The sequence below is a fragment of the Sphingomonas sp. CCH5-D11 genome (assembly GCF_001557395.1).
In the GTDB taxonomy this organism is placed as follows: Bacteria; Pseudomonadota; Alphaproteobacteria; order Sphingomonadales; family Sphingomonadaceae; genus Sphingomonas.
Map to the genome: position 1 here is coordinate 1 of NZ_LSKH01000273.1, position 15066 is coordinate 15066.

The window sequence follows — 15066 nt, forward strand, 5'->3', positions numbered from 1 at the left end:
CCGCCACTGCCGACCAGATCTCAAGCCCGGTGCGTTGCCGCAGATGGGCTGCCCGCTGCGGCGACGCCTTATGTAGTTGAAGCGCGTGCAATCCCCCGGCCTGAACGGCGCGCTCGACCGCTGCATCGTCGGGGTCGACAAAGACGCCGACCCGCCGAACCCGGGCGGGGATGCGCGCGGCAAGCGCCGCCGCCGAGTCGAAGCTCAAGTTGCGGGGGGAGGGCGGGAAGAAGACTAGGCCGATATGCGTCGCGCCGCCCGCTATGACGGCGTCGACGGTTGCCTGGGTGCTCAGCCCGCAAATTTTCACGTCGGTCATCAAAGCAATCTCACTCGGGGCAGGCCTCGTGTTCCGCAACGCGCATGCCACTGCTGCAAGACACCGCCCGCGCCCCCGGATCAGAGCGTCGCGCCAATCGCGCGTGCGGCAACGTCGGGATCGTCCGCTTGGGTGATTGGCCGGCCGATCACCAGCACGGACGCGCCCCGATCGAGTGCCTGACGGGGCGTGACGATCCTCTTCTGGTCGCCTGCCGCGCCATCCGCCGGTCGGACGCCGGGTACGACGAAGAAGCCCTTCGGCCAGTTCCGATGCGCCGCCTCCACCTCTTCGCCCGAACAGACGATCCCGTCGACACCCGATCGCTGGGCGAGTTCGGTCAGCCGTAGGACATGGTCATGTGCCCGGCCCTGAACGCCGGTCGCCGCCAGATCATTGTCATCCAGGCTGGTCAGCATGGTGACGGCGACCACCTTGGTGCCCGAAGGGGCGGCCGCCTTGGCATCTTCCAGCATGGCTTGTCCGCCCGAGGCATGAACGGTGAGGATCGCCGGCTCCAGCCCGCCAAGCGCCTGGATGGCCTTTGCCACCGTGTTCGGGATGTCGTGCAGCTTCAGGTCAAGGAAGATCGGGAGCCCAATCTGGCTCATGTCCCGCACCCCTTGCGCGCCGTTCGCCACGAAGAATTCAAGGCCGAGCTTCAGGCCGCCCACATGGTGCCGGACGCGCGCGGCCATTGCCTTTGCACGCTCCAGATCCGGCGTATCGATGGCGACGAAGATGCGGTTGGACATGCGTCAGGCGACCTCTGGGGAAACGGCAACGGGTGAAATCGGCGCTGGGTGTGGCGCCGGGGCATTCGCGGGCACGGGCGCTGGTGACGCCACATCCCGGGCGCGGAGATCGGCCGCCATGCGCTCCGCCGCGGCGAGTCGCTGGCGCAGGCGCCATCGAACGGCGCGCTGGTAAAGAAGCGTCGGTAGAAATCCCGCCAGAAACGTCACCAGCAGCAGGATCGGCAGGTTAACCTCGGCAACCAGATTGCCGAACAAGGATATGGGTACCCATTTCCAGTTGCCGAAGGTGAAGAGTGCGGCGGCAAAGGCGATCAACGCCCAGAACAGGATTTTCAGGAACTGCATGAACAAGGCTCCGGCATGCCGGCGACGCTATTACGGTGCGCGGGCTTTGGCCAGCCTCAGCCGATCTCGGCGCGCAATGAAGCGATCAGCGCGCTCACAGTCGACAGCCGCGATTCCTCCTCGTCCAGAATGGCGTGGAATGCCCGCCGTTTCGCTGCGGCCACCATGCCCGCCTTCAACCGAGTGTCCAGCGGTAGCGCCGAAATGATGATGTCGATCATGCGCTCTGCACCGTGGAGGCGCCCCCAAAGATAGTCGTTCTCTCGATAGGCGCGGCTGAAAAAAGCGCCGAAATTGCTGAACTGGATGCCCTTCAGCGTTGCTTCAGCGCCGCCCTGCCGAATGGCAACGCAATCATCCGGGGCGATGCGGTCGATCTTCACCGGATCAAATTCGTCCACGCCGGCGCCTTGCAACAGCGGCAGGGTCGCCAGATCGACATAGGGAAAGCCGAGATAGTGGAGGAGCAAGGTCCGGCGCGGGGCTCGCGGCAATCCGGCCAGCGCAGCCGCCATCCGCTCGTCCGTCTCGCCATCGATGCGCGTAAGCGCGAGCGATCCGGCAAGCTCGTCGAGCAGCCCGCTTGCGTCGCTCTTCAGCGATCGCACCTTGCCGCGCAGGGATCGATGCGGCTCCGGTAGCTTGCGGGCGATATAGGCGGCCAGAGAATCGTAGATCGCCTGGCGCACAGGCAGCAGCACGGCCTCGTCATGATCGGGCTCAAGCTCGCCCAGCCGCCGAGCGAGCAGGCGGAGGCGCCTGATCCGAAATCCAATGTCGAAGGTGCGCAGGAAATCGATCGAGGCCGCGCTTGAGGCATCGGATGGGCTGGCCTCGTCATACCCGCGCGCAAGCAAGGCAGCCTCGATGCGGTCGCGGATCTTTGCCCAGCGCTGCGGCCCGGGCTCGCCACCGGCCGCATGGAGCAGCGCGGTGATCGTCTCGATCACACCGGCAATCTTCAGGTGAGCATAAGCGGCGTAGCTGAACCCGGCGCGCTCCGCCGCCGCCATCTGGGCGCGCCGCCGCCATCCCGACAGACGAGCCGGCGTCGGGCGATCGAGAAAGAAGGTGCGCCCGAACAGGGCCTCCACCTCAGCTTCAATCGCCGGCCGAACCGCATCGGTGATCGCGCGCATCCGTTCGATCCGGCGCGAACGCGCTTCAAGTGCCTCCAGATTGTCTCGAATGGGCTGCTTGCGGGGAAGCTCGCTGATCGCTCCCAGGATGGTCTGGAAGAAGCCCGGTTGCCCATCATTGCCGCGGGTCAGCCGAAACTTCATGCCCGGCGACGGATCGATGTAAACGAACCGCCGATCGACCTCGCGCCGCGCCGGCCGCTCGTCCAGCGCGTCGATGGCAGGGCGGAACGGCGCATTGGCCAGCACCGACCCGTCGATCAAATGCGCCTTCTCGGCGGCGTTCGCCGCCACATGGCGCGGCAGGGTGCGCTGAAGAAACGCGCGTCGGCCCGGCCATTGCGCAGCGCGTCCGTCGAGCACCGCATCCAGTTCAGCGACGCTGAATGCCGGAAAGGCGCCGGGAAAGCTCGAGGTCGCCCGGGCAGCAAAGGTCAGTTCGGGCGAGGCGGCGAGGGTCTCGCACTCTCTGCCATGATCGGTGAAGGACAGGATCAGCCGGTGCTCGGTCTCCATCACCTCCGCGGGCGAATGAAGCTGCAGGCGTTCGGGATGGCCGGTGAAGTCGGTAACGGTGACGAAAAGGTCAAGCGGCTGCCCCTCCGGCAGCAGGCGCGGGCCGCGTGGCGCTGCGGCCATGGCGTCGAACGCGTCCAGCAGCATGGCGGTGAACCCGGGTCCATCAAACGGCGGTTCGAACCAGCGCGATCGCACGAAGTGTGAAAGCTTCGCCTGCACCTCGTCGCGTGTATCGTCGTCCAGCGCCTCCAGCTTGTCGGCGCTCCTTCCCGCCGCCATCCAGGCCAGCGGAAGCGCCCACGCTTTGGAGAAGCGCGTGGCGGGGGCGGTGCCAGGCGCGATCAACGCCTCGACGTCCGCCTTCTCGAGCCAGAGGTCGGTGAGCGGGTCCAGCGACTGCCCCGCACTCAGCGCCTGCGCCAGGAAGATGCCGTTGATGCCGCCCGCGCTGGCGCCGGCGATGATATCCGGGAGCACGCGCAGCCTGGTGCCGGTCTCGCGCGTGATCTCGTCCATTAGTTCGGCGTAAACGGCCGCGCTGCCGGTCAGCACCTCTCCCGCGTGGCTGGCCCGGCTGGCCCGCGCCACATGCCAGATCTCCTTGGTGATGCCATGCATGTATACGGCAAGGCTGATGCCGCCATAGCATACCAGCGCCAGGCGCAGCTCGGTCTCGCGGATCATGCAGGGCGCAGATCGGCCCAGATGGGCAAGTGATCACTGGCTTTGCGGGCAGCGGCGCTTTGATGAACGCCGCATTCCACGATCGTCAGCTGTTCGGAAACCATGATCCGGTCCAGCCTGCCAACCGGCCGCCTGGCGTGGAAGCTCGGCCCCGTCTCGGCAAAGGCGAAGTCGCGCGAAAAGTCGCGCAGGCACCCCGCAGCCCGCGTCCATTCGTTCAGGTCGCCCATCATCACCGTCGGGCGCTGGTGCGTGCTGGCCGAGACATGGGCGAGAATGGCTGCCGCCTGCCGCCGGCGCCACAGGCCGGACAGGTCCAGGTGCATGCCGATGACCCTGAGGATCGTCGCGCCGATGCGAACATCCGCCATCACGGCGCCGCGAGGCTCCAGCGCGGGGAGGTGGATCAACTCGCAATCGACGATCTGGCTGTCCTTTCGGACAAGCAGCGCATTGCCATGCCAGCCCATGGAATTGACGCGCACGCCAAAGGTGACGGGCTTCCAGTCGCTGTGCTCTTCCAGCAGATGGGGCGTGATCACGGCTGCGCGGGCGCCAAAGCGGCGATCGGCCTCCTGCAACGCGATCACGTCTGCGTTCACTTCACGCAGCACCTCCAGAATGCGTTCGGGATTGCGACGGCGATCGGTGCCGATCGCCTTGCGCATGTTGTAGCTCGCGACACGGATCATTGCGGTGGTGAAACGCCCTATTCGCCGGCTGGTTGCCGCCACTTTGTCGCGCGGCGGTCGCAACGGCGATGCGCCTAACCGCATTCCGGCGCAATGGCTGGGCGTCAGGAGTCGGCGGCAAGGGAGGCGCATCATGTTATCGGAAGCTGTGTTCGTTTTCCCGCTGGTCGGGCTGGCGCTGCTCTCCGCGCGCGCCGCGCGGCGTGATCCCGATCGGCGTGCCCGGCAAGAGGCGGTGTGGCGAGACATGATCCGCGCGGCCGGCCATCCGAATAGGTGATATCCGGCATTTTCAGCCGAGGGCCAGCAAGTTACAGGCGCGCTGATGCTGTTCGATTATCTATTCGGCGCGCAGTCCGGCTGGCGTATCGAGGCAAAGATCCGTGCGCGCCGCGTGCTGGGTGAGCAGGTCGATGATCCGCTGGGCTATGTCGACAAGCGGATTGCACGCACACGCCTCGCCTCGTTCGAACGCAGGCGCTGGCGCCACATCCGCAAGCTGGTGGTGCGCTACATGGCGGAAGAAACGCGCCGGATCGGTCCACGAGAGCGGCGAAGCAGGTGACGCCGGGAGCCGGCAAAGGAAACGCACTGGCCCTGTGCATGGGGTCGTGAGGCGGCCGTGAACTTTCCTTCCAGGCCTGCCGATATCTGCAAAAATACGAGCTTCTACTGATGCACTGAACACCGCCTGAGGCAGAGAATGGGCAGGTGTCCTATCGTCGCCCGGATTGGAAACTTTTCGGCTTCTGCCTGGCGGGAGCAACTGCCGGCCTGTTGCTGACGAACGCGGCCGGCGCGCAAACGGCGGAGCCGGACGGCCGAATATTGTTCCTGGGCTGGACGGAGAACAGAGAGCATTCGGTATGGCTCTCGGGCACCGAGCCGGGCGAGTTCTTCGTCGTGTTTCCCGAAACGGGCGAACATGTGGATAGCTGGACGCAACCCGACACCGGATTGCACCTGACCATCTCCCCGATCGTCCGCGAATATGGCGGGACCCACAATCTTTCGCGCACATCCGGACAGAGTTTGCCGAATACGACATCTTCCTCGACTCCGCCGATCAGCGGCCGGGCGGCTTGAACTTCCCCAATCAATGGGATCCCCCCGATCGCGACCTTCCCGATACGCTGACCCCGGGCGTCCGGCCCAATCCCGATACGCTCACGCCGGAGGTGCGGCCCAACCCCGGTACGTTGACGCCGGCAGTGCGGCCGAACCCAGATACGCTCACGCCGGAGGTGCGGCCGAACCCCGACACGCTGACTCCCGAGGTGCGGCCCAATCCAGATACGTTGACGCCTGGCTTACGGCCGATCCCCGACACGTTGACGCCTGAGGTGCGGCCGAACCCCGGAACACTGACGCCAGAGATTCGCCCCGATCCCGGCACACTGACGCCGGCCGTACGTCCTGATCCGGGAACGCTGACGCCAGAGGTGCGGCCCGATCCGGGAACACTGACGCCAGAGGTCCGTCCTGATCCCGGAACGCTCACGCCGGAGGTGCGGCCTGATCCGGGAACGCTGACCCCCGAGGTTAGGCCAGACCCGGGAACACTGACGCCAGGGGTGCGTCCCGATCCAGATACGCTCACTCCGCAAGTGCGACCCGACCCCGGGGCACTGACCCCGGAGCTGCGTCCCGATCCGGGGACGCTGACACCAGAGGTGCGGCCTGATCCGGGAACGCTGACCCCGGAGGTTCGCCCAATCCGGGAACACTGACGCCAGGGGTGCGTCCCGATCCTGGCACGCTGACGCCGGAGGTGCGGCCCGATACGGGAACCCTGACGCCGGAGGTGCGGCCTGATCCGGGAACACTGACTCCGGAACTGCGTCCCGATCCTGGCACGCTAACGCCAGAGGTGCGTCCTGATCCCGACGCGCTCACCCCTGAGATGCGTCCAGACCCCGACACGCTCACGCCCGAGGTGCGACCGGATCCGGGAGCTCTCACGCCGCAGGTGCGACCCGATCCCGGCACGCTCACGCCAGAACTGCGACCAGATCCGGACACGCTGACGCCAGAGGTTCATCCCGACCCTGACCCACTCATTCCGGGGCTGCGACCGACGCCCGGCGCGCTCACGCCCGGCTCGCGCCCGGAGCGTCATCTTCCGCGCGACGTTCGCCTGAGGCCTGACGATCCCCGCCCCATGCTGATGACCGCGGAGCAGCTTTGCGAGGCCGGGCGCAAGGGCTGGCTCAGGGTCGATCCGAAGCTGGTCGAACAGGCCTGCGCCGTCGTCGCGGACGCGCGGCGGCGGTGGACGGCGTGGGGCGAAGCATCGTTCACGTCGCTTGAAGACAAGAGATCTGGCAGCGTGATGAAGGCCGTTTCGTCGCTCTACAGCGTCGGACTCGATCGCTTGTTTGACAATCAGACGGTTGCCGGACTGGCGATCCAGTTTGGCAATTCGGAGCACTCATCCTTCCGCGGTGCCATCCCTCAGAAAGCCGAGTTCCTCGTGCTCAAGCCCTATATGGTTCACAGGATTGCAGGTTCAGACGTCATATTGGATGCAAGCCTGAGCTTCAGTTTCGCCGAATATGAGCGGCACTTGCTGATGCTGTCGGGAAAGCATGACAGCTTCTCCCTCGCCGGAACATTGGGCGTCAGTACGCAGCGTCCACTCGGCGCCGGCCTGCTGCTTCGACCGCGTCTCGCGCTCAGCTATGCACGCTTCTGGCACGATCCCTTCAGATTGCAGGGCAATGCCGCCGGCATCGACCTACGGGTCGAGCAACCGGCGAGCCGTCTCGATTATGGCGCCTTCGCCGCATCCTTGGAGATCAGCCGCCCGATCCGGGCGCGCGATGTAATCGTCACCCCCTTTGTCGAAGGCGGAATGGACTTTGCTGTCCTCCGCCCGAACGAAGGCCGCATTCTGCGTCCCGATCTCAACCTGGTCTCGACACGCTCGGTGATCGGCTCGGTGCGGTTCGGTGCACGGATGCAGGTGCGCCGCAGCGTCGCGCTGGTCGGCTCGGGTGAATATTACGGGATTGGCTCTGGCGGGCTCTCCAGCTGGCGATCGCGCGCCAGTCTGTCCTTCCGCTTCTGACTTGAGCTGCCATCGCGGGTTGCTTCTGCCAGTCGGCTGTTTCCTCGACGGGGGTGTTCTGCGGCGGGGGCGGATGAAGGCACTGCGGATGTTCGGGGTTATCCCCGATACTGGCTCGCCGGCTGACGAAACATTCTCCACCCGCCCTTCTAGCGGAGAGTCGCACATGCCTAAGAAGCCGAACATCCTGGTCATCTGGGGAGACGACATCGGATGGCAGAACGTCAGCGCCTATGGCCTTGGTACCATGGGATATACGACGCCGAATATCGACTCGATCGGATATGACGGCATCCGCTTCACCGATCATTACGCGCAGCCATCTTGTACTGCGGGTCGCGCCTCCTTCATCACCGGCCAATATCCGATCCGTTCGGGCATGGTGACGGTGGGCCAGCCGGGCGATCCGCTCGGCCTGCAACCGGCATCGCCCTGTCTCGCCGAAGTGCTGAAGGCAGCCGGCTATCGCACCGGCCATTTCGGCAAATCGCATCTGGGCGACCGCAACGAGCATTTGCCGACCAATCATGGGTTCGACGAGTTCTTCGGCAACCTCTATCACCTGAACGTCTCGGAAGAGGATCAGCAGCGCGACTATCAGGCGTTCGCCAAGGCCTATGCCGGCAGCCTGGAGGAGTATGAGAAGAAGTTCGGCGCACGCGGTGTGCTGCATTGCTGGGCGACGGACGAGGACGATCCGACCGAAGATCCGCGCTTCGGGCGCGTCGGCAAGCAGAAGATCGTCGACACCGGCCCGCTGCACCAGGACCGCATGCAGGAAGTGGACGAGAAGGAGTTCATCCCGCCCGCGCTCGACTTCATGCAGCGCGCGAAGGAGGCGGATGAGCCCTTCTTCGTCTGGCTCAACACCAGCCGCATGCATCTCTACACCCGCCTCAACGACAAATGGCGCTACGCCGCCGAGAGATACACGTCCGAGGCAGACCTTCACGGCTCGGGCATGTTGCAGCACGATCACGATATCGGCCTCGTGCTCGATTGGCTAAGGGAGAACGGGCTCGAGGAAGATACCATCGTCTGGTATTCGACCGATAACGGGCCCGAGCATTCATCCTGGCCGCATGGCGCGACGACGCCATGGCGTGGCGAGAAGATGACCACCTACGAAGGCGGCGTCCGGGTCATCTCCATGCTGAAATGGCCGGGCGTGATCGCCCCGATGCAGCTGAAGAACGGCATCCAATGCCATCAGGACATGTTCACCACCCTGGCCGTTGCGGCCGGCGTGGAGGATGTGAACGAAAAGGTGCTGGCGGAGAAGCAGCAATATATCGATGGCATCGACAACCTTTCCTACTGGAAAGGCGAAGCGGCAGATTCCGCGCGTGACCATCTGTTCTTTTACAATGAATCCAAGCTCGCGGCGCTGCGGATGGGGCCATGGAAGTGGCATTTCTCCACGACGGAGGATTATTACGGGACCATCACGGGCCGGTCGAAGCCGCTCGTCTTCAACATCCGCATGGATCCCTTCGAAAGCTACGACAATTCGGACAGCTATGGTCACCTGATCCAGAAAGTGTCGTGGCAGACCGGCCCCTTGGGCGAGCTCATGAAGGAGCATCTGTCGACCCTCGCCAAATATCCCCCGGTGCAAGGCGGCAAGAGCTTCGACATGTCCAACGTGGTCGAACAGTTCATGAGCAAGGGCCACGATTAGAACAGATGCTCGATGGCGGCACGTCGCTCCCACCGCCATCGATTGTCTTCTGCCGGGCGAATGTCCGCTCTGTGATTTCGGTAAGAAGGAATGGCCAAGATGACGGCAAGCAAGCATCGTGAGCTTAATCGCTACGTCCTGCCCATTCCGGAGCGCGTGCCCCCGCACGATACGCCGATGAACGCGAAGGAGGCCGACCGTCCCCGCCCGAAGGAGTTCCTGCGTCCGCCGGAGGGCGCGCCCAACATCCTGATCGTCCTGATCGACGACATGGGTTTCGGCGCCAGCAGCGCTTATGGCGGACCGTGTGAGATGCCGACGGCGGAGAAGGTGGCGAGCCGCGGGCTCAAGTTCACCCGCTTTCACACCACGGCGCTCTGTTCGCCCTCGCGTCAGGCGATGCTGTGCGGTCGCAATCACCACACGGTGAACATGGGTGGCATCACCGAAGTCGCCACCGCCATGCCCGGCAACACCGGCCTGCGCCCCGACACCTGCGCAACGTTGGCGCAGATCCTCAAGCTGAACGGCTACAACACCGGCGCCTTTGGCAAGATGCATCAGACGCCGACATGGGAGACGAGTCCGTCAGGCCCGTTCGACCATTGGCCGATCGGGGATGGCTTCGAGAAATTCTATGGCTTCCTCGGCGGCGACACCAATCAATATGCGCCGCCCCTGGTGGACGGCGTCACCGCGATTGATCCGCCGAAGACTGTGGAAGAGGGCTATCACCTGACCGAGGATCTGGTGGATCAGGTCATCAAATGGACCGGTTCGCTCCAGACCTTCACGCCCGACAAGCCGTGGTTCACCTACCTGTCCTTTGGCGCCACCCATGCGCCGCATCACGTGCCGAAAGACTGGATCGACCGGTACAAGGGCAAGTTCGATCACGGTTACACCAGGCAGCGCGAAATCACGTTTGAGCGGCAGAAGGAGCTTGGCGTCATTCCGAAGGATGCAGAGCTTACCGCGCCGACCGAATGGCTCCCTTCCTGGGATGAACTGACTGACGATGACCGAAAGGTGTCCTGCCGCCTCGCGGAGACCTACGCGGCCTTCGCGTCGCATACCGATCACCACGTCGGACGCCTGCTGGACACGCTGGAGGCGCGCGGCGTGCTAGAGAATACGCTGGTCATCTACATTCTGGGTGACAACGGCTCCTCAGCGGAGGCGGGGCCCTATGGCACGTTCAACGAGATGGCCTTCCAGAACAGCATCCCGATGACGACCGCCGACATCCTGCCCCGGCTGGACGAGATCGGCGGGCCGAACGCCTTCAATCACTTTCCGTCCGGCTGGGCGCACGCCATGAATGCGTCCTACCAGTGGAGCAAGATCGTGGCCTCGCATTGGGGCGGCACCCGGGTCGGCATGACGATCAGCTGGCCCAAGCGCATCAGGGGGGCAGGGGAGCTACGCGGCCAGTTCCACCACCTCATCGATGTCGCGCCCACTGTCCTGGAACTCGCCGGCATTCCTGAACCGGATTTCGTGAACGGTATCCAGCAGCGTCCTATGGAAGGCACCAGCATGGTGTATCTGTTTGACGAGCCGGAGGCCGAGGACCGGCACACCACGCAATATTTCGAGATCGGCTGCAATCGCGGGATCTATCACGAAGGCTGGACCGCGGTGACGATGCACCGCCTGCCATGGCCCGACAAGCGCGAGGAGGTCGGCCCGATCGAGGAGGATCCGTGGGAGCTTTACGGCCCTGACGATTGGACCCAGGCGCACAACATCGCCGACAAGGATCCAGCGATGCTGCGCAAGCTGCAGGACCGCTTTCTGATCGAGGCCGCCAAGTATAACGTCCTCCCGCTCGATCCGCGCCAACGTGAACGATTTGATGCGCGCGTGGCAGGAAGGCCGGATCTGCTGAATGGTCGGACATCCATGACCTTTCAGTCCGGCATGACCCGGATGAACGAGAATACCGTTCCCAATGTGAAGAACACCGACTTTACCGTGACCGCGGCGGTGCGCCTTGGATCAGGTCCAGCGAACGGCGCGATCGTGGCGCAGGGCGGCAAGTTCGGCGGGTGGAGCTTCTACTTGAAGGATGGCGTGCCGGCCTATGCCCACAATTGGGTCGGTCTTGAAACGTTCGTCGTGAAGGGATCCGGGCCGGTGCCGGCGGAGACGAAGGAACTGGTTCTTCAGTTCGCCTACGACGGCGGCGGATCGGGCAAGGGCGGCACCGTTACCTTCCTTGCCGATGGCCGCGACATCGGCTCCGGCCGCGTGGAGAAAACGGTACCGGCCTTGTTCTCCTTCGATGACTTCATGGACATCGGCCAGGATAATGGTGAGCCGGTCGTCGAGGATTACGGTCCGAACGGTGCCACGTTCACCGGGGAGATCGACTCCGTGACGATCGACGTGAGCGGCGAAGCTCATCACGACCATGATCAGGTGATCAAGGCGAAATACGCCCGTCAGTGAGCGGGACGATGTTGGATGTGATCGGCCGCCATGTGTCAGGCCCAGCCGCCGGTCGCCACCTGGTGCTGCACGATCACTGCGGATCGAGCGGCCGGCAGAAGCGGTATGTCTCTACCTCCCTGCCGGGTACCATCTTCTGCAGGCGATCATCCCAGCGCTGAAAGGATATGCGGCGAAAGGATTGCGCGCCGACCCGCTCGTATTCGACCGTCTCGATCGGATCGCCGTCCTCATCGCTGTTGAAGCGTTCGGCGATGCTGAATTTGCCTGGCGCTTTCTCGACACTGCGCACGAACGACGTGCTTTGGTCCGCTTCCCAGTGGTGATAGCCCTCACTGAAGAACTCGACCAGGCCGCCGGAATCGGCGCTGCAACTGCTCGCACTGGTGTAGATCCCAACCGGAAAGGGGAAAAGACCAGACGGCGGTGCTTGGCTCCGTCCCGCTCCGGCCTGAGCGGCAGGCGAAGAGCGAGTGGCAGACCCGTGGGGCAGGACATCGAAGCGGCCGTCCTGCCAACCCCAACGGGTTCCGCCGTCAGGAGCCTCTTTGTTTACCAAGAGAAGGGTTCGTCCGCCCGTTCGTTCAATGGCCGCGTCATGAGCAACGACATCGGTCCGGGGGTAAAAGCCCGCACCGCGCGATATGAGGATGGTGTGATTGCATCCTCGTGATCCGCAGCTCCCCGACGATGCATTGCCGTTGGAGCAGGTCAGCTCGCGGTCGCTGAGGATATAGTCGGGGCGTCCATCGCCATTGAAATCTGCCCGCGACAGATAGCCAGGGCGTACCGCCAGCCGCCCGCCCTCGGACCTGCACGTCGCAACGGCTTCGGCGATGACCTGCTGTATCTCACGCGGCAGCACAGTTCGTGCTGTCTGGGCCGGGGCAGCACTGGCCAGTGCGCTGGCACACGCAACGCCGCAGATCAGGGGCAGTGGGAGGTTCAGTATCACGACACCCTCCATGTGTTCGCGATAGAAGCGTGAGTAATGCGATGATCTTACGATAGCACGAGCCCGCCTGTGCTGCCGTACCGCGAAGGAGGTACCCTCCTTGCGAACTTGCCTGGCGCAGCAAGGCTGAGTCGATCAGCCGATATTCGTCATCGTCGATACGCGAACGACCGGTCAGGTGGATCCACTATTCAGTCCGGAACGGAGCGAGCCCGGCGCTGTCATCAGCCATTCTGTGGGCCGAAGGCGACGAACTTGTAACGGGAACAGCGTTTCCATGCTTCCGCACCCATCTCGACAGAGATGTCGAACCTGGAGAGTGGGCGGGCAAGCCTGTCCCGAAAGGTCTGGTGCCGGTTGCAGGCTTCTAACTGAATGTTCGCGGTTGCTCGCTATCGTTCGTCATGCCCTTGGCGTTCTTGAAACATTCCTGTTTTGCGTTTCGCATTTGTTCATTGACGTTCGCCAGCAACCGGCCCACGGTGAGGGAACGAACAGGGGAGCCAGGTGGGCCAGCTAACAGCTTTGTCGGTCAGGAGCGCCAAGCCGGGACGGCATGCAGACGGAGGCGGCCTCTACCTGCTTGTGAAGCCAACCGGGGGCAAGTCATGGCTGCTCCGCGTGCAGGTGGATGGCAAGCGGCGTGACATTGGACTTGGCGCGGTGGACACATCGTCGCGCGCTACCGGCAAGGGCGAAGCGTCGCCGATCGCTATTCCCATCCTGCACAAACGTATCCTCACGCTCGCTGAGGCACGGGAGAAAGCCGGCATCCTGCGCGACGCTGCCAAGGCCGGACTAGATCCTGTGGCAGAGCGTGACCGGGACCGGCGATCGATACCAACCTTCCGCGAGGCTGCGAAGCTGGCGCACGAGGCGCTGCAGGGCGGGTGGAGCGAACGAGCAGCGCAGACCTTCATCAACTCGCTTGAGAACCACGCATTCGAGAAAATTGGCGACATCCGAGTGGACAAGATCACTGCCGCCGACATCACGGGTGTGCTGGCGCCGATCTGGACGACGAAGCTCGATATGTCCCGCAAGGTGCGCCAGCGAACCTGCCGCAGCAATCAGCCTTGTCCGCGCGCCACCGCAGAGGCTGCACGTGACGCGCTGGTGCGCCTTGTCGGCATGCCGGTCGGCAGATCGCGGGAAGGGCACGTGCTGGTAACGGGACCGGCGCTTACCTGCCGCTCGCTGGGGAACGGCAAAGGCGCCAGGACGGCGGCGTGGTGCGCTTCACCGCGGGTGGGTGACTTGTCCTGCGCGATGGTGGCGACCGGGACGGTCCTGAAGTGGCAGCGGTATTGGAGGGGGCATCGGTGCTAGGATCAGCGGCGCGCAATTATGTACGACATCGCGCTTTGCGAGCTACTCACCTGAGTTGATGCACGGTCCGGCACTCTCACGTATTGGTTAGTCAAACAGCGTCGTGCTGTCAGAGGCGCCTGTTACCTTAGGGGACTGGAGCGACCGTGCGCGAACGGGACGAGCCTTCCACACTAACGCTCGCGTGGGAACGTGCCGCGCTTGAGCAAGACGGATTCGTCGTATTTGATCAGCTATTCACGCCCGAGGAGTTGCGTGAAGTGGAACAGATTGCTGATCGGCTTTTGAGTAGCAGTTCACGCTCCAATCACGACCCTCCTTTTCGGCGCTTCTTAAGAGATATGGCGCCGAAGGAAGCCTCTGAGGCCGGGGTGCTTGATGGTGTATACCGACAGCCTGAGCTGGAATATGCCGGCTGCCTAGCGCCGGAGCTGCTTACAACAGGCGTCTTTCGCAAATGCAGCCAAATGGCGAAAGCGCTTGGCGGCTCTATATCTCGACGGTTCGATCACCTGATCTACAAGTTGCCCGATAGCCGAACGGCGACCCCATGGCACCAAGACATAGCCTATGCGAAAGCCAAGCTAAATCTCGATACCAAAGCTCTACATTTCTGGATTCCCTTGCAGGATGCCACAACCGAAAACGGCTGCATGCATTTCGAACGCGGCAGCCATCGCACCCCTGTCCGCAGGCACGGTCAGTATGATCGAAGAACGGGAGGGAAGGGGTTTCAAGCAGCAGAGCCAGAGCTGGCGGATGCGGTATCCTGCCCGGTGCAGCGTGGCGGCTTGACCATTCACACGCCGCGGACGCTCCACTATGCGGGCCCGAATACGACCGGCGAGACACGCAAGGTCTGGATAATTCAGTTCGCACGACTCGGCGCGGCGCGTCTTAAAGTTAAGCAGCTGCTCGGTGAGGCTCCCGGGCCCTTGCTTGAATAGCCTGACCATCTGGACTCACGACCGGTTCAACGGACACAACCGCGGCGAACGCTTCGTGGGGTGGGCAGCTAGGCTGAATTGTCGTGGAGATGCTTGACCTATGACCCCGGCCATGCGGGAGACGCTCGTATCTGTCGCTGCTGTTATGCCGCCGGGACGCGATCCATGGTGGAT

15 protein-coding genes are annotated in these 15066 nt (G+C 63.7%); 9 read left to right on the top strand and 6 right to left on the bottom strand.

Features of this window, described 5'->3' with window-relative positions:
- The 5 genes from AX702_RS16875 to AX702_RS16895 form a co-directional block, all read right to left on the bottom strand.
- Positions 1 to 322, bottom strand: a 322-nt coding sequence (locus tag AX702_RS16875; protein ID WP_443026309.1) for a phosphoribosylanthranilate isomerase, incomplete at its 3' end; no start/stop codon positions are given.
- 77 nt (positions 323 to 399) lie between these two features.
- A complete protein-coding gene (gene pyrF / locus AX702_RS16880; RefSeq protein WP_066781494.1) occupies positions 400 to 1074 on the bottom strand; it encodes an orotidine-5'-phosphate decarboxylase in 675 nt (224 codons plus the stop codon).
- A 3-nt stretch (positions 1075 to 1077) separates the two neighbouring features.
- The gene (locus AX702_RS16885) at positions 1078 to 1422 is read right to left on the bottom strand and encodes a DUF1049 domain-containing protein (protein WP_066781496.1); all 345 of its coding nucleotides are present in this window, start codon (positions 1420 to 1422) and stop codon (positions 1078 to 1080) included.
- 56 nt (positions 1423 to 1478) lie between these two features.
- Positions 1479 to 3764: a patatin-like protein gene (locus tag AX702_RS16890; RefSeq protein ID WP_066781498.1), complete on the bottom strand. Its 2286-nt coding sequence runs from the start codon at positions 3762 to 3764 to the stop codon at positions 1479 to 1481.
- Complete coding sequence (locus AX702_RS16895) at positions 3761 to 4456, bottom strand: endonuclease/exonuclease/phosphatase family protein (protein ID WP_066781500.1); 696 nt, start codon at positions 4454 to 4456, stop codon at positions 3761 to 3763. Before AX702_RS16895 ends, AX702_RS16890 begins: the two co-directional genes overlap by 4 nt.
- A gap of 133 nt (positions 4457 to 4589) precedes the next feature.
- Here AX702_RS16895 and AX702_RS22180 point away from each other — a divergent pair, with 133 nt between their 5' ends.
- The 7 genes from AX702_RS22180 to AX702_RS16925 all read left to right on the top strand — a co-directional run bounded on the left by AX702_RS22180 (position 4590) and on the right by AX702_RS16925 (position 11661).
- Positions 4590 to 4736 carry a hypothetical protein gene (locus AX702_RS22180; RefSeq protein ID WP_156455556.1) on the top strand — a complete coding sequence of 49 codons (147 nt, stop codon included), beginning with the start codon at positions 4590 to 4592 and terminating at the stop codon, positions 4734 to 4736.
- Positions 4737 to 4781: 45 nt separating this feature from the next.
- Positions 4782 to 5021, top strand: coding sequence for a hypothetical protein (locus AX702_RS16900; RefSeq protein ID WP_066781502.1), 240 nt, complete (start codon positions 4782 to 4784; stop codon positions 5019 to 5021).
- A 146-nt stretch (positions 5022 to 5167) separates the two neighbouring features.
- Entirely contained in the window at positions 5168 to 5542 is a 375-nt protein-coding gene (locus tag AX702_RS16905) for a hypothetical protein (RefSeq protein WP_066781503.1), read from the top strand.
- Positions 5539 to 6186 carry a hypothetical protein gene (locus AX702_RS22185; protein WP_156455557.1) on the top strand — a complete coding sequence of 216 codons (648 nt, stop codon included), beginning with the start codon at positions 5539 to 5541 and terminating at the stop codon, positions 6184 to 6186. Before AX702_RS16905 ends, AX702_RS22185 begins: the two co-directional genes overlap by 4 nt.
- Positions 6187 to 6194: 8 nt before the next feature.
- Positions 6195 to 7526, top strand: coding sequence for an autotransporter domain-containing protein (locus AX702_RS16915; protein ID WP_082746333.1), 1332 nt, complete (start codon positions 6195 to 6197; stop codon positions 7524 to 7526).
- Positions 7527 to 7692: 166 nt separating this feature from the next.
- Positions 7693 to 9207 (top strand): arylsulfatase, encoded by a 1515-nt coding sequence (locus tag AX702_RS16920; RefSeq protein ID WP_066781509.1) that lies wholly within the window; start codon positions 7693 to 7695, stop codon positions 9205 to 9207.
- Between the two features lie 99 nt (positions 9208 to 9306).
- Entirely contained in the window at positions 9307 to 11661 is a 2355-nt protein-coding gene (locus AX702_RS16925) for an arylsulfatase (RefSeq protein ID WP_156455558.1), read from the top strand.
- Positions 11662 to 11734: 73 nt separating this feature from the next.
- Here AX702_RS16925 and AX702_RS22190 read toward each other — a convergent pair whose 3' ends face one another.
- Complete coding sequence (locus AX702_RS22190; protein WP_156455559.1) at positions 11735 to 12616, bottom strand: hypothetical protein; 882 nt, start codon at positions 12614 to 12616, stop codon at positions 11735 to 11737.
- Positions 12617 to 13123: 507 nt separating this feature from the next.
- Here AX702_RS22190 and AX702_RS23885 point away from each other — a divergent pair.
- Positions 13124 to 13945 (top strand): tyrosine-type recombinase/integrase, encoded by an 822-nt coding sequence (locus AX702_RS23885; protein WP_082746334.1) that lies wholly within the window; start codon positions 13124 to 13126, stop codon positions 13943 to 13945.
- Positions 13946 to 14091: 146 nt separating this feature from the next.
- Positions 14092 to 14892, top strand: coding sequence for a phytanoyl-CoA dioxygenase family protein (locus tag AX702_RS16940; protein ID WP_082746335.1), 801 nt, complete (start codon positions 14092 to 14094; stop codon positions 14890 to 14892).
- Positions 14893 to 15066 lie beyond the last annotated feature (174 nt).